Source organism: Bradyrhizobium sp. 956_D2_N1_4 (assembly GCF_052076025.1).
Lineage (GTDB): Bacteria > Pseudomonadota > Alphaproteobacteria > Rhizobiales > Xanthobacteraceae > Bradyrhizobium > Bradyrhizobium barranii.
Genome location: NZ_CP197237.1, coordinates 8828528 through 8851853, shown reverse-complemented (window position 1 = coordinate 8851853; position 23326 = coordinate 8828528). Strand labels below are relative to the sequence as shown.

The 23326-nt window shown below is 65.4% G+C and carries 24 protein-coding genes and 1 tRNA gene; 11 read left to right on the top strand and 14 right to left on the bottom strand.

Annotated elements, in window-relative coordinates; translation table 11 throughout:
• The first annotated feature begins 79 nt into the window (after window positions 1–79).
• Window positions 80–1165, top strand: coding sequence for an AbrB family transcriptional regulator (locus AB7535_RS41950; RefSeq protein WP_071909311.1), 1086 nt, complete (start codon window positions 80–82; stop codon window positions 1163–1165).
• Window positions 1166–1328: 163 nt separating this feature from the next.
• On the opposite strand, the gene AB7535_RS41945 is transcribed toward AB7535_RS41950, so the two are convergent.
• Complete coding sequence (locus tag AB7535_RS41945) at window positions 1329–1868, bottom strand: disulfide bond formation protein B (RefSeq protein ID WP_166103928.1); 540 nt, start codon at window positions 1866–1868, stop codon at window positions 1329–1331.
• Between the two features lie 158 nt (window positions 1869–2026).
• On the opposite strand from AB7535_RS41945, the gene AB7535_RS41940 reads away from it, so the two are divergent.
• Both AB7535_RS41940 and AB7535_RS41935 read left to right on the top strand, forming a co-directional pair.
• A tRNA-Leu gene (locus AB7535_RS41940) sits at window positions 2027–2111 on the top strand.
• A 192-nt stretch (window positions 2112–2303) separates the two neighbouring features.
• Window positions 2304–2606 (top strand): hypothetical protein, encoded by a 303-nt coding sequence (locus AB7535_RS41935; protein ID WP_166104306.1) that lies wholly within the window; start codon window positions 2304–2306, stop codon window positions 2604–2606.
• A 35-nt stretch (window positions 2607–2641) separates the two neighbouring features.
• Here AB7535_RS41935 and AB7535_RS41930 read toward each other — a convergent pair whose 3' ends face one another.
• Window positions 2642–3091 (bottom strand): DUF6314 family protein, encoded by a 450-nt coding sequence (locus AB7535_RS41930; RefSeq protein WP_224580946.1) that lies wholly within the window; start codon window positions 3089–3091, stop codon window positions 2642–2644.
• Between the two features lie 176 nt (window positions 3092–3267).
• Here AB7535_RS41930 and AB7535_RS41925 point away from each other — a divergent pair, with 176 nt between their 5' ends.
• Window positions 3268–3498: a hypothetical protein gene (locus tag AB7535_RS41925; protein WP_063985827.1), complete on the top strand. Its 231-nt coding sequence runs from the start codon at window positions 3268–3270 to the stop codon at window positions 3496–3498.
• 7 nt (window positions 3499–3505) lie between these two features.
• On the opposite strand, the gene AB7535_RS41920 is transcribed toward AB7535_RS41925, so the two are convergent.
• Window positions 3506–4465 carry an AraC family transcriptional regulator gene (locus AB7535_RS41920; protein WP_208068187.1) on the bottom strand — a complete coding sequence of 320 codons (960 nt, stop codon included), beginning with the start codon at window positions 4463–4465 and terminating at the stop codon, window positions 3506–3508.
• Window positions 4466–4766: 301 nt separating this feature from the next.
• Between AB7535_RS41920 and AB7535_RS41915 the strand changes: the two genes are divergently transcribed.
• The 5 genes from AB7535_RS41915 to AB7535_RS41895 all read left to right on the top strand — a co-directional run bounded on the left by AB7535_RS41915 (window position 4767) and on the right by AB7535_RS41895 (window position 11046).
• The gene (locus AB7535_RS41915; RefSeq protein WP_063985829.1) at window positions 4767–5009 is read left to right on the top strand and encodes a hypothetical protein; all 243 of its coding nucleotides are present in this window, start codon (window positions 4767–4769) and stop codon (window positions 5007–5009) included.
• Between the two features lie 24 nt (window positions 5010–5033).
• Complete coding sequence (locus tag AB7535_RS41910) at window positions 5034–5285, top strand: GCG_CRPN prefix-to-repeats domain-containing protein (protein WP_071909307.1); 252 nt, start codon at window positions 5034–5036, stop codon at window positions 5283–5285.
• Window positions 5286–5559: 274 nt separating this feature from the next.
• Window positions 5560–8307 (top strand): DUF2235 domain-containing protein, encoded by a 2748-nt coding sequence (locus tag AB7535_RS41905; RefSeq protein ID WP_354114111.1) that lies wholly within the window; start codon window positions 5560–5562, stop codon window positions 8305–8307.
• A gap of 121 nt (window positions 8308–8428) precedes the next feature.
• A complete protein-coding gene (locus tag AB7535_RS41900; RefSeq protein WP_028170124.1) occupies window positions 8429–9112 on the top strand; it encodes a response regulator in 684 nt (227 codons plus the stop codon).
• On the top strand, window positions 9109–11046 hold the full coding sequence (locus tag AB7535_RS41895) for a sensor histidine kinase (protein WP_354114110.1): 1938 nt from the start codon (window positions 9109–9111) through the stop codon (window positions 11044–11046). Before AB7535_RS41900 ends, AB7535_RS41895 begins: the two co-directional genes overlap by 4 nt.
• Before the next feature lie 139 nt (window positions 11047–11185).
• Here AB7535_RS41895 and AB7535_RS41890 read toward each other — a convergent pair whose 3' ends face one another.
• Window positions 11186–11467 (bottom strand): hypothetical protein, encoded by a 282-nt coding sequence (locus AB7535_RS41890; RefSeq protein WP_014491556.1) that lies wholly within the window; start codon window positions 11465–11467, stop codon window positions 11186–11188.
• A gap of 226 nt (window positions 11468–11693) precedes the next feature.
• On the opposite strand from AB7535_RS41890, the gene AB7535_RS41885 reads away from it, so the two are divergent.
• Window positions 11694–11918, top strand: coding sequence for a cysteine rich repeat-containing protein (locus AB7535_RS41885; protein ID WP_354114109.1), 225 nt, complete (start codon window positions 11694–11696; stop codon window positions 11916–11918).
• Between the two features lie 130 nt (window positions 11919–12048).
• On the opposite strand, the gene AB7535_RS41880 is transcribed toward AB7535_RS41885, so the two are convergent.
• The 7 genes from AB7535_RS41880 to AB7535_RS41850 all read right to left on the bottom strand — a co-directional run bounded on the left by AB7535_RS41880 (window position 12049) and on the right by AB7535_RS41850 (window position 17766).
• Entirely contained in the window at window positions 12049–13938 is a 1890-nt protein-coding gene (locus tag AB7535_RS41880) for a hypothetical protein (RefSeq protein ID WP_354114108.1), read from the bottom strand.
• A 2-nt stretch (window positions 13939–13940) separates the two neighbouring features.
• Entirely contained in the window at window positions 13941–14408 is a 468-nt protein-coding gene (locus AB7535_RS41875; protein WP_354114107.1) for a hypothetical protein, read from the bottom strand.
• An 8-nt stretch (window positions 14409–14416) separates the two neighbouring features.
• Complete coding sequence (locus AB7535_RS41870; protein ID WP_354114106.1) at window positions 14417–14638, bottom strand: hypothetical protein; 222 nt, start codon at window positions 14636–14638, stop codon at window positions 14417–14419.
• A gap of 130 nt (window positions 14639–14768) precedes the next feature.
• The gene (locus AB7535_RS41865; protein ID WP_354114105.1) at window positions 14769–15455 is read right to left on the bottom strand and encodes a hypothetical protein; all 687 of its coding nucleotides are present in this window, start codon (window positions 15453–15455) and stop codon (window positions 14769–14771) included.
• Between the two features lie 87 nt (window positions 15456–15542).
• Complete coding sequence (locus tag AB7535_RS41860; RefSeq protein ID WP_166104261.1) at window positions 15543–16250, bottom strand: hypothetical protein; 708 nt, start codon at window positions 16248–16250, stop codon at window positions 15543–15545.
• A 131-nt stretch (window positions 16251–16381) separates the two neighbouring features.
• Window positions 16382–16630: a hypothetical protein gene (locus tag AB7535_RS41855; RefSeq protein ID WP_028147356.1), complete on the bottom strand. Its 249-nt coding sequence runs from the start codon at window positions 16628–16630 to the stop codon at window positions 16382–16384.
• A 170-nt stretch (window positions 16631–16800) separates the two neighbouring features.
• A complete protein-coding gene (locus AB7535_RS41850; protein WP_354114104.1) occupies window positions 16801–17766 on the bottom strand; it encodes an NAD(P)H-dependent flavin oxidoreductase in 966 nt (321 codons plus the stop codon).
• 108 nt (window positions 17767–17874) lie between these two features.
• Here AB7535_RS41850 and AB7535_RS41845 point away from each other — a divergent pair, with 108 nt between their 5' ends.
• Window positions 17875–19437, top strand: a complete 1563-nt coding sequence (locus tag AB7535_RS41845) for an AMP-binding protein (RefSeq protein WP_439037189.1) — start codon at window positions 17875–17877, stop codon at window positions 19435–19437.
• A gap of 421 nt (window positions 19438–19858) precedes the next feature.
• Here the strand turns inward: AB7535_RS41845 and AB7535_RS41840 are convergent, their stop codons facing one another.
• The 3 genes from AB7535_RS41840 to AB7535_RS41830 all read right to left on the bottom strand — a co-directional run bounded on the left by AB7535_RS41840 (window position 19859) and on the right by AB7535_RS41830 (window position 23306).
• Entirely contained in the window at window positions 19859–20632 is a 774-nt protein-coding gene (locus tag AB7535_RS41840) for a thioesterase family protein (protein WP_354114102.1), read from the bottom strand.
• Between the two features lie 149 nt (window positions 20633–20781).
• Entirely contained in the window at window positions 20782–21750 is a 969-nt protein-coding gene (locus tag AB7535_RS41835; protein ID WP_014491545.1) for an NAD(P)H-dependent flavin oxidoreductase, read from the bottom strand.
• Window positions 21751–21905: 155 nt separating this feature from the next.
• Entirely contained in the window at window positions 21906–23306 is a 1401-nt protein-coding gene (locus tag AB7535_RS41830) for an aspartate ammonia-lyase (protein ID WP_354114101.1), read from the bottom strand.
• Window positions 23307–23326 lie beyond the last annotated feature (20 nt).

Here is a 23326-nt window from a genome sequence, read left to right as displayed (position 1 = left end):
AGCATCCGTGAGAGGCGCGCGCATTGCGGCATGACGAGGCTGCAATTGTGTGCCTCCCGCTGATTTGCGATAAGGTGGCGTGAAGCAAATCACCGCCTCCCTGCCGTTCGAATGGCCAAGCCGTGCCAAGATCTTGAGCACGGTGGAGACGCTCGTCATCGGCACCGCCGGCGGCCTCGTGTTTCTGGTCGCCGGACTTCCCGGGGGACTGATCTCGGGCTCGATGATCGCGGTCGGGATCGCCGCGATCGCCGGCCGCCAGCTGGCACTGCCCCCGATCCTGACCCAGACCGTGCTGGTGCTGCTCGGCATTTCACTGGGGTCGGTCGTCTCGCGCCATCTGCTGCAACAGGTCAGCGCCTATCCCCTCACCATCGGCCTGCTTGCGCTCGCGACCTTCTGCTCGACCTTCGGCTCGAGCTATTACCTCCAGCGCATCCATGGCTGGGACCGCACCTCGGCCTTCCTTGCCGGCAGCCCCGGGGCGCTGTCGCAGATCACGATCCTGGCGGTCGAGCGCGGCGCCGACCTGCCCGGCATCGCGGTGGTGCAGACCCTGCGCGTCATCATCCTCACCGCGGCGCTGCCGATGGTGCTCGCGTTCGCGGGCGTGGCGCCCTCCGTCGCGCCGTCGCTGACGACGACGATCGCCTCGCCGTTCGAGCTCGTGGAGCTGGTCGCGGCCTCGCTGGCCGCGGCGCTCCTGCTGCGGCTGATCAAGTTTCCGGCGAGCTGGATGTTCGGCGCGATGATCGCCTCCAGCGTGCTGCATGGCGCAGGCTGGGTCGAGGGCGGCCTGCCGAACTGGGTGCGCGGCGTGGCGCTGATCGGCATCGGCGCGCTGATCGGCAGCCGTTTCGCGCGGATGCGGATCAAGACGCTCGCCGGCCACATCCATGCAGCGCTGGGCTCGTTTGCCGTGGCCATCGCCGTCTCGGCCATCTTCGTCGGCATCGTCGCACTCACCACGCAGGTGAAATTATCGGATGTCGTCGTCGCCTTTGCGCCGGGCGCGATGGATGCGATGCTGGCGCTCGCGCTCACGCTGCACATCGACCCGATCTTCGTCGGCGCCCATCATTTGTCGCGCTTCGTGTTCGTGACGATCGCGACCCCGGGCATCGTGCACCTGTTCGGCCGCACGCAGGACGATGTGGATGATTAGCGAAGCGCCGCAGTCGTAGCGGAGCTCCGGTCTCGTAGGGTGGGCAAAGGCGCGCTAGCGCCGTGCCCACCATGCTCCCGCAATATCGCTAAAAATGGCGGGCACGCCTTCGCTCTTCGAGCTACGGCGGACAAGTCGCTTTGCCCACCCTGCGGCAGCTTGCCTAGCGCTTCGCCGTCCGCAAAAATCCCCACGCCGCGATCGCAGCCATCAACAGCGAGATCAGCACATTGTAGCCGGCGAGCGAGAGACCGAGGAAGCGCCACTGCACCTCGTCGCAGCGCACCACCTTGACGGTATCGAGCTTGGACAGCAGGTCGGCGGCATTGCCGAGATTGATGACGGGACCGGAGCAATCGGTCGGGCCCTTCCAGAAACCCCATTCGACGCCGGAGTGGTAGGTGCCGAGGCCGGCATTGGCGAGTGCCGCCAGCGCGAGGATCGCAAGGCCCGCGAGCAACAGCGGCCGCGGCGCCCCGCTCCGCGCCGCAAGCGCCGTGAGCACACCGACCGGGATCGCGAGATAATAGGCGTAGCGCTGCTCCAGGCACAGCGGACAGGGCAGGATCTCCAGCACGAGCTGGAAGAACCAGGCGCCGGCGATGGTCGCGGCGGCAATCAGCGTGACGAGCACCGAGGCGGTCAGCGCGGGACCGGTCCCAGCCGGCCTGAATGCAGGTATTGCGGCACTCTGGGTCGTCACGGCAGCCTCTTCCGGATGGGTCGCTTTCCTAAGGCTCTAACCCCGGCCCAGGCGGCTGTCGAGAACGGCCGGGATCACTTTGGCGCGGGTTGACCCTGCCCTGTCCATGGCTATAGTCCGCCCGCTTTGCGAGGCCCTTTTCCGGGGGCCGACCGGGAGCCCCTGTGGCGGAATTGGTAGACGCGCTCGACTCAAAATCGAGTTCCGCAAGGAGTGCTGGTTCGATTCCGGCCAGGGGCACCAGCCTTCGCTGCTTCGCAGCTACGGCTGGGCGAGCCGGGCGCAAATCGATCCATGCGAAGCAGCGAAGGCTGTCCCGCCGGAGCCTTGGCGAAGGCGGACTAGATCAACGAGTCCGGTATTCCCCTCCCCTTCCAATCGTCACATCCCACCTGTATAAACCGGTAGCTTCTTCTGTAACTCGAAGGAGCTCACATGAACGACCTGCATACGTGGCTTTCGCAACAGCACCACGGCCTGCGCACCTTCCGGACATTTCAGCAAAAGCTCGAGACGCTCGGCCGGGACGATCCCGCCCAGCGGGGTCTTTGCCGCCTGTTGAGCGGCCTCGTCGGCAGCTATGTCGAGGCCTTTGACGAGGAGCCGTTGCCGGTCGAAATCGCCGATGGCGCATATCAGCGTCTGCTAACGCTGGTTGAGAGCATCGATCTTCACGGCGACGCCAACCGCCGGCTCGCCGATATCAACCGCGTGGCGGAGAGTGAGCTCTGGCGGTGAGAGGCGGCACGGCCGTCGCCATCGCGCCGGCATGATCACGGGAAACGCGTGTAGGTCGTGTTCATCGTGTAGTCCTTGCGTGGACCCGATACGACATGACGGACGACGAACGTTCCATCCGGCCGAAACATGTAGGCCGACTGATAGTCGTCGTGCTTGCAAAGATGGCGCGCACGTCCGCTCAGCTTTCCTCCGGAAGCTGCGGACAGTGAAATCTCGTGAAACAGCCGCGGCGGATCTTCCCTGAAGAAGACCTTGAATCCGCCCTCGCTGTTGCTGAAGACGTATTCGCGTTCGGCCTGCACAATGGTGCCGTTCGCGAGCTTCAGATGTCCCTGCTCGCGATAGGCCAACCGCCCCCCGTCCAGGGGCGTGAAGATCGCGATACCCTGCATCGTAGCCTGGCCTTCGATGACGCGGTTGAAGGACCACGAGCCGATCAGCCTTTTCGTGACGTCCGAGGCGTCACCCCAACTATCGATCATCGCTTCATTCATATCTTCAGACCTGCTCTTCAGACCTGCTCTTTAGACCTGCTCTTTAGACCTGCGCAATTAACCAGCCGGTCCAGCCTCACAGGACCCGCAGCGGGGAGTTCGACTTCAGCGAGCCGATACCTATATCCTATCGCAACGAAATGGTGATCCAGCGAGCAGCTTTGATGGCCAGGAGACGCACGACGGAAGCGGACGCCGACGACCTCCCCCGCTATTTCGTCTGGGTCCGGGGCCTCGAAGGCCCCGAGCCGCAGAAATGGATGGCGATGGATTTCGGCATCGGTGACTGGAAGCGGCCGCAAGTGCTGGCCTTTCTGGAGCTGCCGGAAGGCGAACGGCACCTGCCGCTGTCGGCGCTGGCGCGCCGCTATCCGCCGCCGCGGGTGGAGACCTAGCGCTCTCTCACTTCCCCCTCGCCGCGGTCGGCGTCAACCCAAACCGCCTGCGGAAGCAGCGGTTGAAATAGGAGAGGTCGTTGAAGCCGCAGGCAAAGGCGATGTCGCTGATGCGGCCCTCGCGGTGTGCCAGGAGGTCGGCGGCCTTGCGCAGACGCAGTTCGGTGAGGCGGGTGGTGAAGCTGGCGCCAGCCTCGAACAGCAGCTCGTTGACGTAGCGCTCGGATAGGCCGGCGGCGGCGGCAAGCTTCTGGGCGGAAAAACCCGGCTCGTGGAAGCGCGCCTCAAGAATCGACAGCACGGCCTTGAGCCGCACGGCGCGCAGGCCCCCGCGTCGCGCGGCAGTGGCGATATCGCTGCGGGCACCGAGACCGATCGCGGCAAGGTCGAGCAGATGGCCGGCGATCGCCATGCCGGCCTCGTCGGCGGCCGTGGGATTGCGGAGGAGGAGATCGCTGTAATCCATCGCCAGCGACAGCGCGCCGCCGGGCTCGAGCTCGCAGCCGACGAGATCGTCGATGTCGGCGACCATCGCGCGCAGCGTATCGACCGGCAGATGCACGTTGGTGAAGCGCTTTTGGCTCGCGCCGTCGGCCGCGAAGAACGGCTCGTCCAGCTTGAGCAGCACCATCGCTCCCGGCCGCATGGTGAATTCGCGGCCACGATGGATCACCTGAGACGGAAGATCTCCGGTGTTGCGCGCGAGGCAAAAGCGGTCGTCGCCGGTCTCGATCACCTGGCGCTTCTCGCGCCGGACCGTGACGAAGCTGCCGTCGCAACGGCCGAGCATGGTGGTGCCGATATGGATAGAGTTCATCGTGGCGCGAAACGGCACGTCGGACGCCGGATCGAGCTCGCCGGTGTTGGAGAAATGCTCGAACAGCTCCGCGAAGCGGATGAAGCGCTGCCGGTCGGACAAGTCCTGTGGCAGCATCTCGGTCGAGAGCGACTTCCTGATGACGGACATCGAGAACGACTTTTCGAGAATGGCTTTTCTAAGTTCTTAAAAAAAGGCTTGGCGCTCGCCGAACCTCGCACGCCAAACGGACGCCCGCAGAAGACCAGCATACCGCAAGCTATCAGCACGCCAACGTGAATCAAGCCGCGCTGGTCAGTCCAAGCTGCGACGGCGCTGGCGCCGGTCAGTCCAAGACGCCCCGCACAGGCGGGCCCTATTCAGGCCGCGGATGCAGCATCCCGGCACAGACCGGACTGCGTCCGGGCAAACGGGCGGCCCCAGCCTGACGCCCGCTGGAGGAGACAACGACATGCGAACCTCTCTACCCCGCAGCCTCGTGCTCGGCGGCGCCATCGCGACCAGCCTCTGCATCGGTTACGCGCTGGGCGCGCAGCCGCACATGGACGAAGCCATCGCGATCCTGCAATCGGCCCGCGCCGAGCTCGGCAAGGCCGAGCCGAACAAGGGCGGCCATCGCGAGAAGGCGATCGGGATGATCGACCAGGCGATCGCCGAAGTACGCGCCGGCATCGCGTTCGCCGCCGGCCATTGAAGCAACGGCATTCGGGAGGAAGACATGATACGCACCCTGTTTGCCACGGCTCTCACGCTCGGCGCGATCACGGGCGTTGCCCAGGCCATGCCGCTCACCCTGCTCAACGCAGGCGCGAACGGCGACGTCATCGCGGTCGCCGGCGGCTGCGGCCCCGGCTGGCACCGCGGCCCCTATGGCGGCTGCCTCAGGAACTACGCCAACCCCGCCGCGCATGCCTGCCCGCGCGGCTACCATATCGGCCCCGGCGGCGCTTGCCGCGGCAATGGCAGGTAGGAGCTGAACACTCCGCCTCTCCCCACTCGCAGGGGAGAGGCGTCCGCCGACATCACGCCTCTCGCCACGGGCACCAGCAAGACCAAACGTTTTCGTAACCGTCATTGCCGCGGCGTCCGACCGCGGCAGGGCGGCGGCGCGATCCCGCTTGCTACCTCAACGGGACTATGCACAGAATGCACCTGCTTTTCATGACGCAACCATTGATTGAAATCGTGGAATGCTGAACGGCGCCAGCCTGAAGTGCTTCACCGTCGATTGCCAGAGGGGCCCCATGACCCAGCATGATGGCGCGCAGAATGGTAATTCTGCCAGACCCAAGCACACGCATGACGATGCAAGCGCCGGCGGGACGACCGCCACCACCCTGTCGAAGCGCAAGCTGGTGCTGTTCGCCGACGGCACGGGCAACGCGTTCACCGCCCAGGAATCCAGCGTCTGGCGGCTCTATGAAGCGCTCGACCACACCCAGCCCGACCAGATCGCGCACTACATCAAGGGCGTCGGCACCGCCGGCTGGGCGCCGCTCGCGGCCATCGACGGCGCCACCGGCATCGGCGTTCCCTCCAACGTCCGCAAGCTCTACCGCTTCCTGTGCTGGAACTGGCGCGAGGGCGACGAGATCTACATCTTCGGCTTCAGCCGCGGCGCCTTCACCGCGCGCACGCTGGCGGCGCTGATCGCGAGCCAGGGATTGGTGCCGGCGGAGATCAAGGGCGAGCCGGTCTCGCATGCCGAGATGGAGCGCAACGCCATGTCCGCATGGCGGGAATACCGCAAGGAATCGGTGGGCTATCGCAGCCTGCCGACGATCTGGATTGCGCGCTGGATTCGCGACCTGCTGCTCATCATCTACCATTTCGTCTGCTGGCACCGCTCCTATTGCACGGTCCGCAAGGCCATGGCCGGCCGCAAGAACGTCAAGATCGAATTCCTCGGGCTGTTCGACACGGTCGAGGCTTTCGGCGTACCGATCGAGGAGCTGCGCGTCGCGATCGACTGGGCGATTTGGCCGATTTCGTTCCGCAATCACCGGCCCTCGCGCAAGGCGAAGCACATCTGTCACGCGCTCGCGCTCGACGACGAGCGCACCACCTTTCATCCGCTGCGGATCGACCAGAGCCGTCTGGCGAATGATCAGACTGTCAAGGAGGTGTGGTTCGCGGGCGTCCATTCCGACATTGGCGGCGGTTACCCGGAATCCACCCTCTCCTTCGTTCCGCTGGTCTGGATGACCGAGCAGCTCGGTGGCCAATTGCGCTTCCAGAACGGCACGATCGAGCGTTTCCGCGAGTATCAATCGGCGATCGGGCCAAAGCACGATTCACGCAGCGGCGCCGCCGTGCTTTACCGCTACGGTCCGCGGCCGATCCTCGAAGGCAATGTGAACGGCGGCAAACCGGTCGTTCACTTCGCCGTGGTCGAACGAATGCTGTTCGGATGCGACGATTATGCGCCGATCATGCTGCCAGCGAACGCGCGGGTGCTGATGCCCGACGGAAGCATCAGGGAGCTCACCAATGACGGCGCGCACCAAGCCATGCATGACGCCTACGCGAAGAAAGCGAGGCGCCCGATAAGCAAAGAGGAATCCGACGCCTTCACTGGAATGAAAGCGCCAGACGCGGACATGGCGATTCTGGCGCGCGGCGCCGTGTGGTGGCGACGCGTGGCCTATTTCTCGCTCCTGATCATGACGGGCATCATTGCCGCCTGGCCGTGGATCGCCCACAAGATCATAGATACATCCGGCAAGAGCCTGCGCGATTTTGTCAGCAACATCGACTGGGGTTTCAGCGCCATACTCGGCTCCGTCGCGAACCTGCTCAAGAACGTGTTGCCCTCCTATGCGGGGCCATGGCTCAATATCGCACTCTATTATCCTGTCGCGACCTCACTCGTCGTGCTGGTCACGTGGTGGGTCTGGAGCATCAACGCCTCGCTGCGTGATGGCATCCAGGAGCGGGCGCGGCTCGCCTGGTACCGGCCGGAACGGAAGGCGAGCGCAAAAAACCTCAGCCGGATGAGTTGGTTGTTCAGGTTTGGCGGTTTGATGCAGCGAAATGCGCGGTGGATGAGCTTTCCGTTCACCAAGATCATCTTTCCCATTGTCTCCATCGTCGTCATCTACGCCGCGGGCTTGCTGATCGCCTCGAGCAGCTTCTTCACCTGGCGCGTCGCGACCGGACAGGTTTGTGAAGCCCCGGAAACAAAAGCCGCAGAGGCGAAGAAAAAGGGAGCGAACGTCGCGGTAGACATTCCGCCAGCCAAGCCGGTGGGCGACAACGCGCTTCCTGCGGCCGAGCTTTTCAACGTCAACCAGTTCTGCTGGGCAAGCGGGCTCGCCGTGGAGAAGGGCCGCAAATACCGGGTCTGGATCGATATCGACCAACGCTGGTTCGACCGCACGATCATGACCGGCGTCAACGGATTCCAGACCTACGAAAACCACCATTACCTCGCTCTCCCGACCCGGCGACTGTTCGGCGCGGACTGGTTCCAGCCGGTCGTACGCGTCGGCGAGAAGGGCCTGAACGATCAGCCACTGCAGGCCATGAACGTGATGTCGGCAGATGAACTGCCGCGCCGCATTGACCCGACCCTCCCCGAGGACAATGCTCAGGATGAGCCAAAAAACAGATATCCCGTCCGCATCGAAAACGCTGAGGAATCGAGCACGGACGATGCGGCGAAGCTGACGAAACTCAAGGCCGATATCGCGAAGATGGGCACATTCGATGCGCTTCCGCCAGACGAGTCGGCCCGCAAGGTCTGGGACACGCAGAAACTTGCAGACCGGATGGTGGCCGAATTCACCGCACCTGATTCCGGCGAGCTGTTCTTCTACGTCAACGACGCCGTGCAGATCGTCCCGGGCTTCCTGCGATGGCTGGCCCCGGCAAAATACGCCGACTATTTCGGGTCGGACGAACAATACTACAAGAACAACAGCGGCACGGCGCGGATCACGGTACAGCGTCTGCCCGCGCCGCCGACGCCATCGGCTGCGGCAAAGCAGTAGGCGCCGGCCACAACGGAGCGGAAGAGTGACAACGCCCCCATGATTATGGGTGTCGCGGCGTCCGCGCCGCGGCTAAACTTGGCCTCGCGCCGCGGGGGACACGCGGTGCGGGACGATGAACATGAGCGAACAGGGCGAGACGGGTGAGGCCATCACCATCCTCCTCGTCGAGGACGACGCGCCGACCTGCTGGCGGCTCCAGGATGCGCTGGTCAAGGCCGGCTACAAGGTGCGCAGCGCAGCCACGCTCGGCGAGGCGCGCCAGGCCCTGAACGGCGGCGCGCCGCGCGTGCTGCTGACCGATCTGCGGCTGCCCGACGGCCATGGCATCGAGCTGATCCGCGAGACCCGGCAGCGCTTTCCCGACACCGAGATCATGGTGATCTCGGCGCTCGGCGACGAGGAGAGCGTGATCTCGGCGATCACCGTCGGCGCCACCGGCTATCTCCTGAAGGACGCCTTCCCGACCGACATCGCCACCACCGTGCGCGATCTGGTCGCCGGCCATTCGCCGATCTCGGCCTCGATCGCCCGTTTCATCGTGCGCAGAACGCAAGGCGCCGCGCCGAGTTCGGCCGAGCCGCCGCGGGGTCCCGTGCTCAACACCGCACGGCTCACCCCGCGCGAGATCGATATCCTCTGGGGCATCGCCAAGGGTTTCAGCTACGCCGAGATCGCGAGCCATCTCGGCCTCTCCAGGCAGACCGTGCCCGGCCACATCAAGAACATCTATCGCAAGCTCGAAGTGCACACGCGCAGCGAAGCGGTGTTCGAGGCGGTGCAGCAGGGCCTGATCAAGCTGTGAGCGAGATCGCGGCGAAGGCATCTGCACGCCCGCGGCGCCGGCTGATCGCGGCGCGCCTGGTGCCCTATCTGCTGCTCCAGGCGCTGATCGTGATCGTCACCATCCAGGGGCTGCGGCTGCTCCAGCCCAGCGACCCCGACGATTTTGCCGTGAGCGAATTTTCGCTGTGGGAGGACGGCACGACCCGGGCGGTGACGTTGCCGCATTTCACGTCGTCGCGCTACGCGCTCCAGGACCCGCCGCTCTATTCGGGCACGTTCGTCTTCAAGCCCGATGCGGCAAACACGGCCTGGTCGGTCTTTCTGCCGCGCTTCAGCAATGGCGTGGAGGTCGCGGTCAACGGCGTCGCGATCCTGGACTCCCGGCGCGATCCCACCGCCAACCGGCCGGACCGCAACACGCCGGAGATCACGGTGATCCCGTCGTCGCTGCTGCGCGACGGCAGCAACGCCATCACCGTGCGGCTGTTGGTGTGGGGTCCGCTGCGAGGCTTCCTCGACACCGTCTATGTCGGGCCGGACGAAAGCCTGCGGGGAGCCTACGAGACGCGCACGCTGCTGTTCGTGACGCTGCCCGTGGTGTTCTCGGCCTGGCAATCGTTGCTGGCGGTGATCCTCGCCATCATGTGGCTGATGCGACGCCGCGAGCCGGTCTATGGCGTGCTGGCGGCAGGAATGCTCGTCGGCGCGATGCAGGCCTTCGCGCCGGCGCCGCTGCCGCCCGCGCCTTATCCGCGGCTGGCCGCCATCCTGCTGGCGTCCGCGCCGATCGAGAGCGCGCTGGTCGTGACGTTCGCGGTGCTGTTCTTCGGCTGGCGCTGGCCGCGCTACGGGCTGCTGTTGTTCGCGCCGGGGCTCGTCATCCTGCTGGTCGGGCTCTTTGCGGGCCAGCCGATCCCGCGCATCACCTTCCTGTTCCTCGGCGTGCCGACCGTGGGCCTGTGCCTGATGCTGCTGGTCGTCATCCTGACGTGGGCGGTGATCAGGCGGCAGGACGCGGCGAGCTTTACCTTCGGCTGCGCCGTGACCATCGTGCTGACCTGCTGGTTTCACGACATGCTCTCGGCGTTCGAGTTCGTGCCGGACGATCGCACCTTCGTCACGCGGCTGTCCTATTCCGCGATGCTGGTGGCGATAGGCGCCGGACTGACCTGGCGCTTCGCCCGCGCGCTCAACGAGGTCGACAGCTTCGCCGGCCAGCTCATCGCACGCGTGCGCGAGGCCGAGGAGCGGCTGAAGGCAAGCTTCGCCCGCGAAGAAGAGCGTGCGCGGGCCGCCGCACTCGCCAACGAGCGCACGCGGCTGATGCGCGACCTGCATGACGGCCTCGGCGGCCAGCTCGTCAGCATCGTCGCGCTCTCCGAGCGCGGACACGAGGGCGCGACCATCACGGACGCGGCGCGCGCCGCGTTGAAGGATCTGCGCTTGGTCATCGATTCCATGGACGACATCGGCGGCGACCTGATGCTTGCGCTCGGCTCCTGGCGCGAACGCGCGGCGGCACAATTGCGGCCGCACGACGTCGCCCTCGGATGGCACGTGGCGACGCCGCAGGGCCTGCCGCTGCATCCCGAACTGCGGCCATGGCACGTCATCCAGATCGTGCGCATCCTCGACGAGGCCGTGACCAACGCGGTCAAGCACGCGCAGGCGCGCCATATCGTTGTTACCATCGAGACGCTCGACGATGGCCAGGGAGATGGTGACCGGCCGCGTGGCATGATCAGCGTCGCGGACGACGGCAAGGGCTTTGCCCTGTCCGGCAACGGCGAAGCCGGCAGTGCGGGCCAGACCGCGCGGGGTCTGCGCAACATGCGAAGCCGCGCCGCGCGCTGCGGCGCGGTGCTGGATCTGGCCTCGGATTCCTCGGGGACGCGCGTACGGCTGCAACTGCCGAAAACCTTTCCCGATAGCGACGCCGCCGCCACGGGCTGAAAAGCCCCCTCCCCGAACGTGTGGGACGCACGGAGAGAGGGAACGGGCCGGATTATCGTCATGCGGAGGACGGGGGGGGTTCGTCCGCAAGTCATCCTTTCGCCCGAAGCGATGCAATCAACTCAATCAAACGAGATCGTCAGCGCACGCCGACGCGATTGACCGGGCCCCCGCGATTCATCGGCGTCCCCGCACGAACGCCGACACCGGGCGCGCCGACCCCGGGCGTCGCCACCGCGACCGCGGCGGCCGGCGCAACCACCACCGCCCCGGTCGGCCGCACCACGCAGCCCTTGGGCACGCCGACCGTCTTGCAATAGACCACCGCCTGCGCCGGGCTCGTGCCCAGTGACACCATCGCCGCACCCGCAAGCATCATGACCGTCAGCCCGGCACTCAGCGCTCCCACGTTTTTCGACATCTTGCTCTCCTGCTTCCCGTTCGGCGCCCCGATGCAATCACCGGGTTTCGCAGCCGACGTGCAGCCTGAATGGCAAAAGACGGCGCGCGGATACATGCCATGAAGATGGGGGTGCGCCGAGCGAGCCGATGCCATGAACATGGCATGGACCGGTAACGGCCCTCCGCGAGATGGTCCGGCTCACCCGATCCCAGCGGGACCCGTCACAATCCCAAAGAGGTGTTTCATGAAGACTTCAGTTCTTGCCGCGCTGCTGCTCGCTGCCTCCATCCTGCCCGCCGCTGCGCAATCCGGTCCGACGCCGCAGGAGCAGATGGCCTGCCGCGGCGACGCCGGCAAATTCTGCGCCGAACATGTCGGCAAGCCGCCGCAGATGAATGCCTGCCTGCGCGAGAACAAGACAAAGCTCTCGGACGCCTGCCGCAAGGTGGTGGAGTCGCACGGCGGGTGATCTTCTTCCCCTCTGAGGGAGAAGGTGCCTTGCCGATGGCAAGGCGGATGAGAGTTGCCTCGACGCACCCGAAGCAGAGTCTCTCTGCCGCGAACCACCCTCTCCCGCGAAGAAGGGAGAGGGACAGCAGCTAGTTCGTCAGGCCATAGACGTCGATGCGGCCGTCATAAGTCGGACGATAGATGCGGCCTTTCCAGACGATCGGACGGTTGAACTTGGGATGCATGAAGGCGTGCTCCGGCCCCCAGTCCTCGCTGTCCCAGATCACCTGGAGCCGTTTGGAGCCATCCGGATTGGTGGCGAAATTCTGCGCGTCGTAGACCAGGAAGCGGCCCGGACTGAGAATCATGTTGCTGTCCTGATAGGGCACCATCGCCACGATGATTCCATCAGTGCCGTTGTTGGCGGCAAGCGTGATGCTCCAGCCGGGCATGCCGCCCGGCGGACGTGGCGATTGCGGCGAGGCGATCTCGTTGCCCCCGGCGAGATAGGTCGTTCTCCCGTCGGCCGCAATCGACCAGGCCCGCAAGGCGCTGTTCTCGCCGCCGACGAAATGCATGGTGCCGTGGGTGGCGGACTGGAACAGCAGCGGCGTGCCATGTAGATGCCGCGTCGCGCCGCCGGGAAACACGTTCAGCTCCATCGGTGACGCCGGCGCCGGCGGCACGGCGGGATCGAAATACGTGTACAGGATCGGTGGCATGAGAAGCCTGTTGTAATTCGCCGCGAAATGGCCGGCCGCAAGCTCGCCCGGCTGCGTCTTGCCGAGCGCATTGGCATTGCCGGTGTAGAGGATGCCGTCCTTGCCCGCGGCCAGAATGGCATGGGCGGAGGCGACATAGACCGGACCGCCGGAACCGAAATCCTGGTCGCCCCACATCGACTCGTTCATCGCCTCCATGTGATGCGCCACGGCCGGCGCGATCTGCGCATCGGTTGCACTGCGACCCGAGGTGACCGCGACATGTGGCATCTCGCGCGCATACCGAGGCTTCAGCGTCATTCCCATGCGCCTCGCATGCGCGATCACGGAGGGCAGGGAAACGTTCGACGGCAACGCCAGTTCGTCATTGTCGTCGTCGGCGGCTGCTGCGTCCGCGGCCGCGCCGACCCGGTTGGCGTCGGTCCATGGCGCCCACCACGACATGACTTCGAAATGCGCATGGCTTCCGGTGTGCAAGGCGAGCCGCACGATGCTCTCGCCGAAATCGCCATGCTGCGGCGAGAACGCTCCGTTGCCGGTGATGACGTAGATTGAACCGTCGGGAGCGAGGGCCGGGCCGGCCCCGCTCTGCCACAGCCCGCCGCCGGAGCCGGTGACGGTGGAGCACCACGACGCAGCGAGCCGCCAGGCATGGACGTCGACCGCGAGCAGCCAGCCGCGCGCCGTCTTCGACGTCTCGGCGATCGTGCCGAAAGGAATCAGCACGTGGTTCCGCGTCAGCGTCAGGGCGCTGCGCTGCTTGCGCTGGGCCGAGACGAATTTCTGCACCGGCAGGCCGTTCGGCGGCGTGTAGACCGCGCCCTCCAGGTTCAGCAGCCCATGCACCTTCGAGCCGTCGCGGATCCGCAGCGCCGCGAGGAAATGCTGCCCCTTGGCGACGCTGCCGTCGTCGCTGATCCAGGCGCAGGCGTAGAGAATGCCCGCCCCCTCGTCGATCACCGGGGTCGAGAGAATGCCCCAATGGACGTTGGTCATGTGGCCGTCGATCGCCCTCGTTCCGACGATGGGACGCCCCAAGTTGGTCGCCCAGATCTTCTCGCCGGTCAAAGCGTCGAATGCATAGACCCAATTGCCCATGCTGGCCTGGAAGATCAGGTCGCGGGTCTTGCCATCGGCTGTGTGCAAGCCACCGACCGCCAGCGGCTGCGCCTCGAGCCTGGGATCGTCGGGAATCGGAAGGCTGAAGAGTTTGATGATGCCCCTGGTGCGGACGGCGGTCGCCGTCAGCACCGTCTCGGAATTGTTCGTACCGGTACGGGCACGGTCGTAGCTGCGGGTCGTGACGGAGGCGACCATGGTCAGGCTCCGTAAGCGAGGAGGCTTCCGGCCGCAATCAGGCAAGCCGCTGCGAGCGGTCGTACGTCGCGCAAGCCTGCGCGCCACCCGCGCGACACGACGGCTCCGCAGGCAAACCCAAGCCCGGCCATCATCGCACTCGACAGTGCGGCAACGGCCGGCGCATCAGGCGAGCGCGACACGAGATTGTCGATCGCCAGCAGCGGTGGCAGCACATAGAGCCAGCCCGGCGCATTCAAAAGACGTTGCGTGATGGGGTGGCGCACCACCAGCGATGCGCCGCACGCGATCAACAGGATCGCTGCGAGCCCGCCCGCGACCGGCATCGTGACGCCGAGCGCGGAACCCAGTGCATCGCAAGCGCCGAACATCAGAATGAGCGACAGCACATGCCATTGCGGAACGATGAATGCGAGTGCAAAGGCCACGATGAGACTGTCCGCGGACGTCCACAACAGATATATCGACATGGAAACCTCTAAAAGGTTTGCAATGCGAGATAAGTGAGGTCAGTCGAGAAGGCCGCCCCGCCATCCGCCTTCGCGGGCAATTGCAGCGCGGTGAGGCCGCGATTCCGCGCGTGTCGTGCGAGAAAGTGGAGCAGCCAGGCAATGCCGGCTCTATCAACCGGCGTCGGCACGGTGACGCCTTCGCGGTCCGGCGCGAAGAAGCGACCCCAAGCTAACAGCGCTACGCCCATGACGCGGCCTTTGGCTAGCCACGCCAATCATGCATTGAACGGAGATCGTCTGGAAGTTGAAATTCGAGGCAAGCGCGTCCGCAGAACGAACCGTCGCTCACGATCGCGTGCGCGACGGCGGGGATCGGCGCTAATCGTCGTCGGACCCGAACAGCCTGATCTGCGGCAAGCCGCCGCGCGGCCGGCTCGCGACATCGCGCGCATCGGAATCTTCGCGGATGTTGCGCGCGACGTCATCCCAATCGGTGCGGTCGCGCATGCCACGCGGCTCGCGGGGATCGTAGTGCCGGCGCTCGGCCCAGCGCTCGCGGCGCTCCATGCGGCGCCGTTCGGACGCGGCGCGCTTCACATCGGAATCCCTGGCCTTGGCATAGGCGTTGTCGGGTGAGGATGGCGGCTCTGTCGATGCCTGCTGCTCGGCAGGCCTTGCGACTTGCGGAGGCGATGCCGGTGCCGCCGGCTTGGGCGGCTCGGCCGCGGCCGCCTGGGAAGGCTGCGGCGCTGACGGCTCGGCGTTCGCGTGACTTGCCTGCGTGTCGGACTTTGCGGGTTCGGATTTGGCTTTGGCCTGTGCCGGCGCGGCGATCATGGCGCCGAAGGCTTGCGAGCCGGTGAGATATTGCAAGCGCTCGGAAGGCGCGTCCGTCATCGCGGGTTTGGCAGCTTCAGCGCGCTGCGCCATCTTGCTCGTGTCCGGCCCCAGCTTGGGCGCGACCGGATTCATGATATTGCCGGCGACGATGCCGCCACCGAGACCAATGGCGATGGCCGCGACGATCGTTCCTGCACCGACGAAATAAGCTGTCGAGGCGCGCATTGGTCCACTCCCTCTTTGGAGCGGGCAACGTTTGTCGATTGCCGGATGTTCCCGATGCAGGGCGCAGTTCCCGGAGGAACTTGCGCGTCAGATCTGCTGCGCGACTTTTTCGAGCCCGATGATGCGGGCGAGCTTGCGCACTTCTTCCTTCTGATCCTCGCGCAGCTGGAACAGCAGCGGCATTGCGGCCGACTTCAACTGCTGGACCTCGTCGCAGTTCGGATCGATCGGCACGCCCGGCGCGTTCGGATTCGAGAGCTTGTTCGCGGAGATCTTGCGGACGACATTGCGCAGCGCGGTCTCGACCGAGGGCCAGTAATATTCCTGCGATGACGATAGTTTCAGGCGATCCCTGATGCCTGCGATCTGCACGTCGGACAGCAACGAATAGTTTTTCTGCGGCTGCGGCTTGGCGGCGACCTTCGGCTTGGCCGGAGCTTCGACGGGAGCTTCTGCGGCGGCAGGCGCTTCATGCACACTCGCCTTGGGCATCGGGAAATCGGCGGGCGTCGCGGCGGCAAACGCCTGGCGCAGCGGCTCGGTCAGCACCGGCGCCTGTGAGAGCTTGTCGGCAGAGACCTGGACCGGATCGATCGCGGCCGAGGCCAGTGCCAGCGTCGGAACCAGACGGTCGGCCTTGGCGGCGCGATTTGTCGAAAGCTGCTTGGGCGGCGGGGCCTGCGTGATCATCTCCGCGCTGACGCTGGGCACGCTGTCACGGCCGAGGATGGCGGTGGTGGCGGCGCCGAGGACGAGGAAACAGGTCAGCACGACGATGGTGATGGCTTTGGACAAACGTCTCTCCAGGCCCAGCTTCAAGTCCACGTGACGAGTGCCCGGAAACTGGGCGGTAAATAAGGCTTAACCGAGCCATCGCGACGGCAATCGCGCGGACTGTGGCGACATGCCCCGAAATCTCAAGGAAATCAGGCAGCTAGCGCCAGGTCGTAGGCATCCTGGATGTCGGCGACGATCTCGGAGGCCTCCCAGACCGCGCGCGGCTCGACCGATTGCAGCGTCACCGTCCAATTGCCGCCCCGGCGGGTGCGGGGGACGCTGAGGATGTCGAAGCGCACGTTGCGGCACAGCGGATGACGGGCCAGAGCATGGGCCACGCGGACCCGGATTTCGTCCAGCGTCGCGGCTGTCTTGCTATTGAGAAAATCGAAGTCCATCGCCTGTCCCTCTCGGTCCTGATTGGCGGCCGTGAGGGGGATTCTTGGCGGGCGTTGGTTAATCTGCCGTTAAGTACGGGGCCGCGGAGGAGCGCTCGATTAACTGTGATCGGGAGCGACGGCTCCTCCTCTCCCTCCCCCACAAGCGGCGGCGAGGGGAAAGACGCCGCCTACCGCCCGCCCGCTTCGCGATATTCGGCAAGGGTCCGCGCCACGAGATCGTCGACCGCCATCACGTCGGTCACGCCCGATGTCGCGTGTCCTCCGCTCCAGATATCGCGCCAGCGTTTCGGGCGGTTTTCGCGTGCGTCGACGTCAATGTCCTTGCCGATGTCGATCGCGCCCCGCGCCGGCAGATCGTCGGGATCGAGGCCCGCAGCCACGATCGACGGCTTCAGCATGCTGGTCTGCAACCCCGTGAACGCGGTGGTGAGCAGGATGTCGTCGGCGCTGCTGTCGACCAGCATGTCCTTGTGGCGCTCGTCCGCCATGCTCTCGCGCGTCGCGATGAATTTCGTGCCCATGTAGCCGAGATCGCAGCCGAGGACTCCAGCCGCATGCAGCGCGCGGCCGTCGCTGATCCCTCCGGCGAGCACGATGATGCCGTCAAAGAATGCGCGCACCGCGCGGACGAAAGCGAACGGATTGAGCCAGCCGGTCTGCCCGCCTGCGCCCGCGGTGAGCAGCACCAGCCCGTCGGCGCCGGCTTCCGCCGCGCGCTGGGCGTGGCGGATCGAGGCCACGTCCGCCAGCACCAGCGCGCCGGCATCGTGCAGCGGCTTCAACACCGGCGCGGGCGCCCCAACAGAGGTGATGACGATCTCCGGCTTGTGTCGCAGCAGCACCGCGAGATCCTGCTCAAGCCGCGCGTTGGAGCGATGCACGATCAGGTTCGGGCAAAGCGGCGCGGCCTTACGACCTGTGTGATCTTCGTGTTGCCGCAGTCGCGTTTCGATCTCGGTGAGCCACGCCTCGAGCTGTTCCGTGCCGCGGCAATTCACGGTGGGGAAGCTGCCGATCACGCCATTGCGACAGGCCGCGACCATGAGCTCGACGCCCGACACCAGAAACATCGGCGCCGCGATCAGAGGCAGAGCGAGACGATCACGGAAGTGTTGCAGTCGATCGGATGCCACTCACGCCTCCTTGCACGGGCTTTGTCGTTCCAACCCGCCGTCCCTGTGCTAGCGTTGCGCACAAACATTGGCACGTCAAAAGCCGATGACAAAGCAACGGGGAAACATATGTCCGATCCGCTCCACGCATCGTCCCCGACTTGCGCGCAGACGCTGCGGGCACTGTCGCGCTATCCCGGCCGCACCGCTTTTGCCTGGCCCGGTGGATCGCTGAGCTATCAGGGCACCATCGACCTGATCGGACGCATCCAGGCCGTGTTCATGCGGCTGGGATTGCAGCCCGGCGCGCGCGTCGCCTTCCTCACTGCGAATCGCGCCGACACCTGGTGCGCCGGCGTCGCCGCGCAATTATCCAGGCTCTGCGTCACCTGGCTGCATCCGCTGGGATCGCGGGCAGACCAGCTCTTCCAGCTCGAGGATTCCGAGGCCGAGATGCTGGTGGTCGATGCCGCCACCTTCCGCGATCGCGGCGGCGAGCTTGCCGCGAGTGCGAGCCGACTCAAGGCGGTCTTCACCACGGGACCGGCCGACTATGGCGTCGACCTCCTGCAGGCGATCGAGATCGAGGGCCATGCCAGCGCGCATTGCTTCGCCGGCCCCGACGATCTCTCCACGCTGAATTACACCGGCGGCACGACCGGCAAATCCAAGGGCGCGCTGCGCTATCACCGCGAGAACGCCGGGGGGGCTGCCGCGATCCTCGCCGACTTCGAGATCCCGAACACCCCGCACTATCTCGCGGTTGCCCCGATCAGCCATGTCGCCGGAACGAAAGTCGTGCCGACCCTGATGCGCGGGGGCACCGTGCACATGCTGAACGGCTTCGATCCCGAGGCGGTGCTGGCGACGATCGCGCGCGAGCGCATCAATTTCACGCTGTTCGTGCCGACCATGATCTATGTGCTGCTCGATCACCCCGCGCTGAGCAGGACCGATCTGTCCTCACTCGAGCTCGTGCTCTATGGCGCTTCCGCGATGTCGCCGAGCCGGCTGGTCGAGGGCATCGAACGCGTCGGGCCGGTGTTCTCGCAGCTTTACGGGCAGACCGAATGCTATCCGATTTCGGTGCTGCGCAAGGCGGATCACGATCCAAAAACACCGGAGCTGTTCCTGTCCTGCGGCTTCCCGATCTCGACCTGCGAGGTCAGGATTCTCGACGACAACGACCAGGAAGTGAAGACGGGCGAAGCCGGCGAGATCTGCGTGCGCGCTCCGCATGTCATGGCCGAATACTGGAAGCGGCCCGACATCACGGCCGAGACGCTGAAGAACGGCTGGGTCCACACCGGCGACATCGCGCGCAAGGACGAGCGCGGCTACATGTTCATCCTCGACCGCAAGAAGGACATGATCGTCTCCGGCGGCTTCAACATCTTCCCGCGCGAGGTCGAGGACGTGCTGTCGCAGCATGCGGATGTCGCGATGGTCGCGGTCGTCGGCATTCCCGACGAGAAATGGGGCGAAGCCGTCACCGCCATCGTCGTGCCGCGCGAGGGGGCAAAGCCCGATCCGGACGAGCTGATCAATCTGGTGAGGACGCGAAAAGGCTCGGCACATGCACCGAAGCAGATCCAGTTCGTCAAGCAGCTGCCGATGACCGGCGTCGGCAAGGTCGACAAGAAGGTGCTGCGCGCGGGCTTCTGGAGCGGACGGGACCGGATGGTGGGGTAGTCATCCCCGATGCAACTTGTGGCAGGCAGCACCGCACGTATTCCCGCGGCCGGACCCCGGGGTTCTACGGGTCGCTGTGACCCGCGAACAACAGCTCGGAAGGGACTTTTCAGGCACGCCGTCCGCGCAATTGCAGGCGAATCAACGAATCAACTAGACCGCTGACGGGGCTGGGAAGCGGAGTATCAAATGAGAGTCGCTTCCTTGGAAAGTGCGTTGGCCGCGATCACGTTGATCACGGCTATCATCGTCCTGCTGTGGGAGATCAAAATCGTCTACGGCAGCTGAACTGGCAGGACGCTGGCGTCGAACAGAGACCTCCGGACAAGAAGAGGTTCGCGACCAGGGCATCCCTTCCGCGGCGGCGGAAGTCTGCCGTTCCATCGGCTCAAAGGAGCGATCACGGCGCTTGCCGTCACGCTTAGCGCTTTTCGATCACCAGACTCTGCACCGCACGGCCGAAATAGCCGTGACGATCCGCGAGCCGCGACATCGCGAGGCCGGCGCCGTCGGGACCGATCCAGGATTCGCCGTCGAGCAAGATCCACTCGCCGACCGGCTGGCGCGACAGGTTCACAGTAAGGTCGGCATTGATGTAGGTCCAGGCGCGGAAGTCGAGCGTCGAGGCGGTGCCGTTGGAGAAATCGGCAGCGACCACGGCGCGCATCGCCTGCGAGACCGCTTCGCCTTCGACCAGCGGATGGTCGAGGCGAAACCAGATCGCGCCGGCGCCGGCCTGGCCGAACCGGCCGCGCGCGGCGCGCATCGAGACCATGCCTGCGAACGGACTGGTCGCCCCATGGCCGTCCTCGGCCAGCGAGTCCTCGGGCGACGGCAGCGTGACCGGCAACTCCTTGACGTCGTCCGGCAACGGCTGTGATTGCCGCTTGATCTTGAGCACGGTGGCACCAACGACCTGAACACCGTCGGAGAACAACTTGATCTCGCAGAGCTGGATCTTGCGCCCCTCGCGCAAAACCTCGCTCTCGATCGTGAGCGGCGCCACCGGCACCGGGCGCATCAAGTCGATGGTGACGCGCGCAACATTCATCGGCACCGGCGTCGGAATGCGTTCGGCCGCCCACGTCACCAGCGCAGACGGCGCCGAGCCGTGCTGCATGCGCCGGTCCCACGGACCGGCAGCATTGGGGCTGGTGACGACGTTGTTGCCGTCGACGCGGTAGATGGCGGTCATGTTTGCACGATATCTCGGCTGGCGTTCCCCGGACGCAGTGCAGCGCGTAAGCGGTGCGCTGCAGAGCCGGGGTCCATGTGCTGCAGCGATGAGTCTCGGCTCCGCGCAGCAGCGTTGCACGCTGCAGCGCGTCCGGGACACGAGAGCGGTTAGAGCGGCGGGTCGATCGCCTCGTCATATTCCTTCTTGAAGCGCGCGATCAGATCGGCGGCGGGGATGATGCCGTCGACGCTGCCGATGCCCTGGCCCGAACCCCAGATCTCCTTCCAGGCTTTCGGCTTGGCGCGCTCGCCGGAGGCATCCGTGCCGAAGTTCATCTTGGACGGATCGGACGTCGGCAGGTTTTCCGGATCCATGCCGGCCGCGAGGATCGAAGGTTTCAGATAGTTGCCGTGCACGCCGGTGAAGAGGTTCGAGTAGACGATGTCGTCGGCCGTCGAACCCGCGATCATCTCCTTGTATTTCTCGACCGCGTTGGCCTCCTTGGTCGCAATAAAGGCCGAGCCGATATAGGCGAAGTCTGCGCCGAGGATGCGCGCGGCGCGGATCGCCTTGCCGTTGCCGATAGCACCCGACAGCGCGATCGGGCCGTCGAACCATTTTCGCGTCTCTGCAACGAAGGCCAGCGGCGAGATGGTGCCGGCGTGGCCGCCGGCGCCGGCCGCAACCAGGATCAGACCATCGGCCCCCTTCTCGATCGCCTTGTGGGCGAACTTCTGGTTGATCACGTCGTGGAAGACGATGCCGCCCCAGCCGTGCACCGCTTGATTGAGCTCCTCGCGCGCGCCGAGCGACGAGATGATCATCGGCACCTTGTACTTGGCGCAGAGCTGCATGTCGTGATCGAGCCGGTTGTTCGACTTGTGCACGATCTGGTTCACCGCAAACGGCGCCGACGGCTTGTCGGGATGGGCACGGTCATAGGCCGCGAGCTCTTCGGTGATCCGCGCCAGCCATTCGTCGAGCAGCTCCGGCGGCCGCGCGTTCAGCGACGGAAACGAGCCGACCACGCCGGCCTTGCACTGCGCGATCACGAGATCGGGCACCGAGATGATGAAGAGCGGCGAACCGATCACGGGGATCGACAGGCGTCCCTTGAACAAGGCAGGCATGGACATAGGCGAAACGATCCTTTGGTGGCGAGCAAATCGAAAGCTGGAGGCCATACCAACAAGGCAATCTTTCCACTGTCAAGTATTGCGTTTTGACGCCGTGGCGGATGCCGTTACCGCAATTCCAACATGCGGAATTCGCTACGCAAATGCGGGCGGCATCACCCAATCAAATCCGGATTGATCAGCCGCTCGAACGAGAACATCTCGTCCCATTTCTCCTGTGTCAGCAGCTTGCGCTCGACCACGACGATCTGGTGCAGCGACTTGCCGCTCTTGTAGCCCTCGCGCGCGATCTCGGCGCATTGCTTGTAGCCGAGCAGCGGCTTCAGCACGGTGACGATGCCGAGCGAGTTCAGCACCATGTTGCGGGTGTGCTCCTCGTTGGCGGTGATGCCGACAACGCAATTCTCGCGCAGGCTGTTGACCGCGCGCTCCATGGTGCGGATCGAGAAGAACAGCGCGAACGAGATCACCGGCTCCATCACGTTGAGCTGAAGCTGGCCGGCACTTGCGGCGAGCGTCACCGTGGTGTCGAGGCCGATGACAAGGAAGCTGGTCTGGTTGACGACCTCGGGGATGACAGGATTGACCTTGCCCGGCATGATCGACGAGCCCGGCTGGAGCTGCGGCAGGTTGATCTCGTTGAAGCCGGCGCGCGGGCCCGAGGCCAGCAGGCGGATGTCGTTGCAGATTTTCGTCAGCTTGCTCGCCGTGCGCTTGAGCACGCCGGAGAGCTGCACATAGGCGCCGGTGTCCGAGGTCGCCTCGACGAGATCGCCGGCGAGGATGAAGTCGACGCCAGTCAGCGCGCTCAAATGCCGGACCGCGAGTTTTGGATAGCCGACAGCCGCGGTGACGGAGGTGCCGATCGCGGTGGCGCCGAGATTGATCTCGCGCAGCAGCGCGCGCGCCTCGGAGATGCGGTCGACCTCCTCGCCGATCGTGGTGCCCCAACCGCGGAATTCGGCGCCGAGCGACATCGGCACGGCGTCCTGAAGATGCGTGCGCCCCATCTTCAGCACGCGTTCGAACTCGCGGCCCTTGGTGAAGAAGGCCTCCTGGAGCTGGCGCAGCGCCGTCATGTAGCTCTCGAGCCGCAGGATCAGCGCCAGCCGGAACGCGGTCGGATAGGTGTCGTTGGTCGACTGGCCGTAATTGACATGGTCGTTCGGGCTGACATGCTGGTAGTCGCCCTTGCTGAAGCCGAGCGATTCCAGCGCGAGATTGGCGATCACCTCGTTGGCGTTCATGTTGGTGGAGGTGCCGGCGCCGCCCTGGATGAAGTCGGTGACGAACTGATCCATCATGTCGCCGGCGATGACGCGGTCGCTGCCCTGGATGATCGCGTCCGCAACTTTCGCATCGACCGCGCCGAGGTCGCGGTTGGCCATCGCGGCAGCCTTCTTGACGTAACCGAGCGCCTTCACGAAGTAAGGCTCCTGGTTCATCGGAATGCCGGTGATGTGGAAGTTCTCCTTCCCGCGGATGGTCTGGACGCCGTAGTAGATGTCGTCGGCGATCTCGCGCTGTCCGAGGAAGTCCTGCTCCGTGCGGCTCATGGGCGCTCCTTTGCTGGCGC

Coding starts and splice junctions, on each gene's coding strand:
- AB7535_RS41935 (WP_166104306.1), top strand. CDS start 2,304: ATGAACGACCTGCATACGTGGCTTTCGCAACAGCACCACGGCCTGCGC.
- AB7535_RS41930 (WP_224580946.1), bottom strand. CDS start 3,091: ATGATCGATAGTTGGGGTGACGCCTCGGACGTCACGAAAAGGCTGATC.
- AB7535_RS41925 (WP_063985827.1), top strand. CDS start 3,268: ATGGCCAGGAGACGCACGACGGAAGCGGACGCCGACGACCTCCCCCGC.
- AB7535_RS41920 (WP_208068187.1), bottom strand. CDS start 4,465: ATGTCCGTCATCAGGAAGTCGCTCTCGACCGAGATGCTGCCACAGGAC.
- AB7535_RS41915 (WP_063985829.1), top strand. CDS start 4,767: ATGCGAACCTCTCTACCCCGCAGCCTCGTGCTCGGCGGCGCCATCGCG.
- AB7535_RS41910 (WP_071909307.1), top strand. CDS start 5,034: ATGATACGCACCCTGTTTGCCACGGCTCTCACGCTCGGCGCGATCACG.
- AB7535_RS41905 (WP_354114111.1), top strand. CDS start 5,560: ATGACCCAGCATGATGGCGCGCAGAATGGTAATTCTGCCAGACCCAAG.
- AB7535_RS41900 (WP_028170124.1), top strand. CDS start 8,429: ATGAGCGAACAGGGCGAGACGGGTGAGGCCATCACCATCCTCCTCGTC.
- AB7535_RS41890 (WP_014491556.1), bottom strand. CDS start 11,467: ATGTCGAAAAACGTGGGAGCGCTGAGTGCCGGGCTGACGGTCATGATG.
- AB7535_RS41885 (WP_354114109.1), top strand. CDS start 11,694: ATGAAGACTTCAGTTCTTGCCGCGCTGCTGCTCGCTGCCTCCATCCTG.
- AB7535_RS41880 (WP_354114108.1), bottom strand. CDS start 13,938: ATGGTCGCCTCCGTCACGACCCGCAGCTACGACCGTGCCCGTACCGGT.
- AB7535_RS41875 (WP_354114107.1), bottom strand. CDS start 14,408: ATGTCGATATATCTGTTGTGGACGTCCGCGGACAGTCTCATCGTGGCC.
- AB7535_RS41870 (WP_354114106.1), bottom strand. CDS start 14,638: ATGGGCGTAGCGCTGTTAGCTTGGGGTCGCTTCTTCGCGCCGGACCGC.
- AB7535_RS41865 (WP_354114105.1), bottom strand. CDS start 15,455: ATGCGCGCCTCGACAGCTTATTTCGTCGGTGCAGGAACGATCGTCGCG.
- AB7535_RS41855 (WP_028147356.1), bottom strand. CDS start 16,630: ATGGACTTCGATTTTCTCAATAGCAAGACAGCCGCGACGCTGGACGAA.
- AB7535_RS41845 (WP_439037189.1), top strand. CDS start 17,875: ATGTCCGATCCGCTCCACGCATCGTCCCCGACTTGCGCGCAGACGCTG.
- AB7535_RS41840 (WP_354114102.1), bottom strand. CDS start 20,632: ATGACCGCCATCTACCGCGTCGACGGCAACAACGTCGTCACCAGCCCC.
- AB7535_RS41835 (WP_014491545.1), bottom strand. CDS start 21,750: ATGTCCATGCCTGCCTTGTTCAAGGGACGCCTGTCGATCCCCGTGATC.
- AB7535_RS41830 (WP_354114101.1), bottom strand. CDS start 23,306: ATGAGCCGCACGGAGCAGGACTTCCTCGGACAGCGCGAGATCGCCGAC.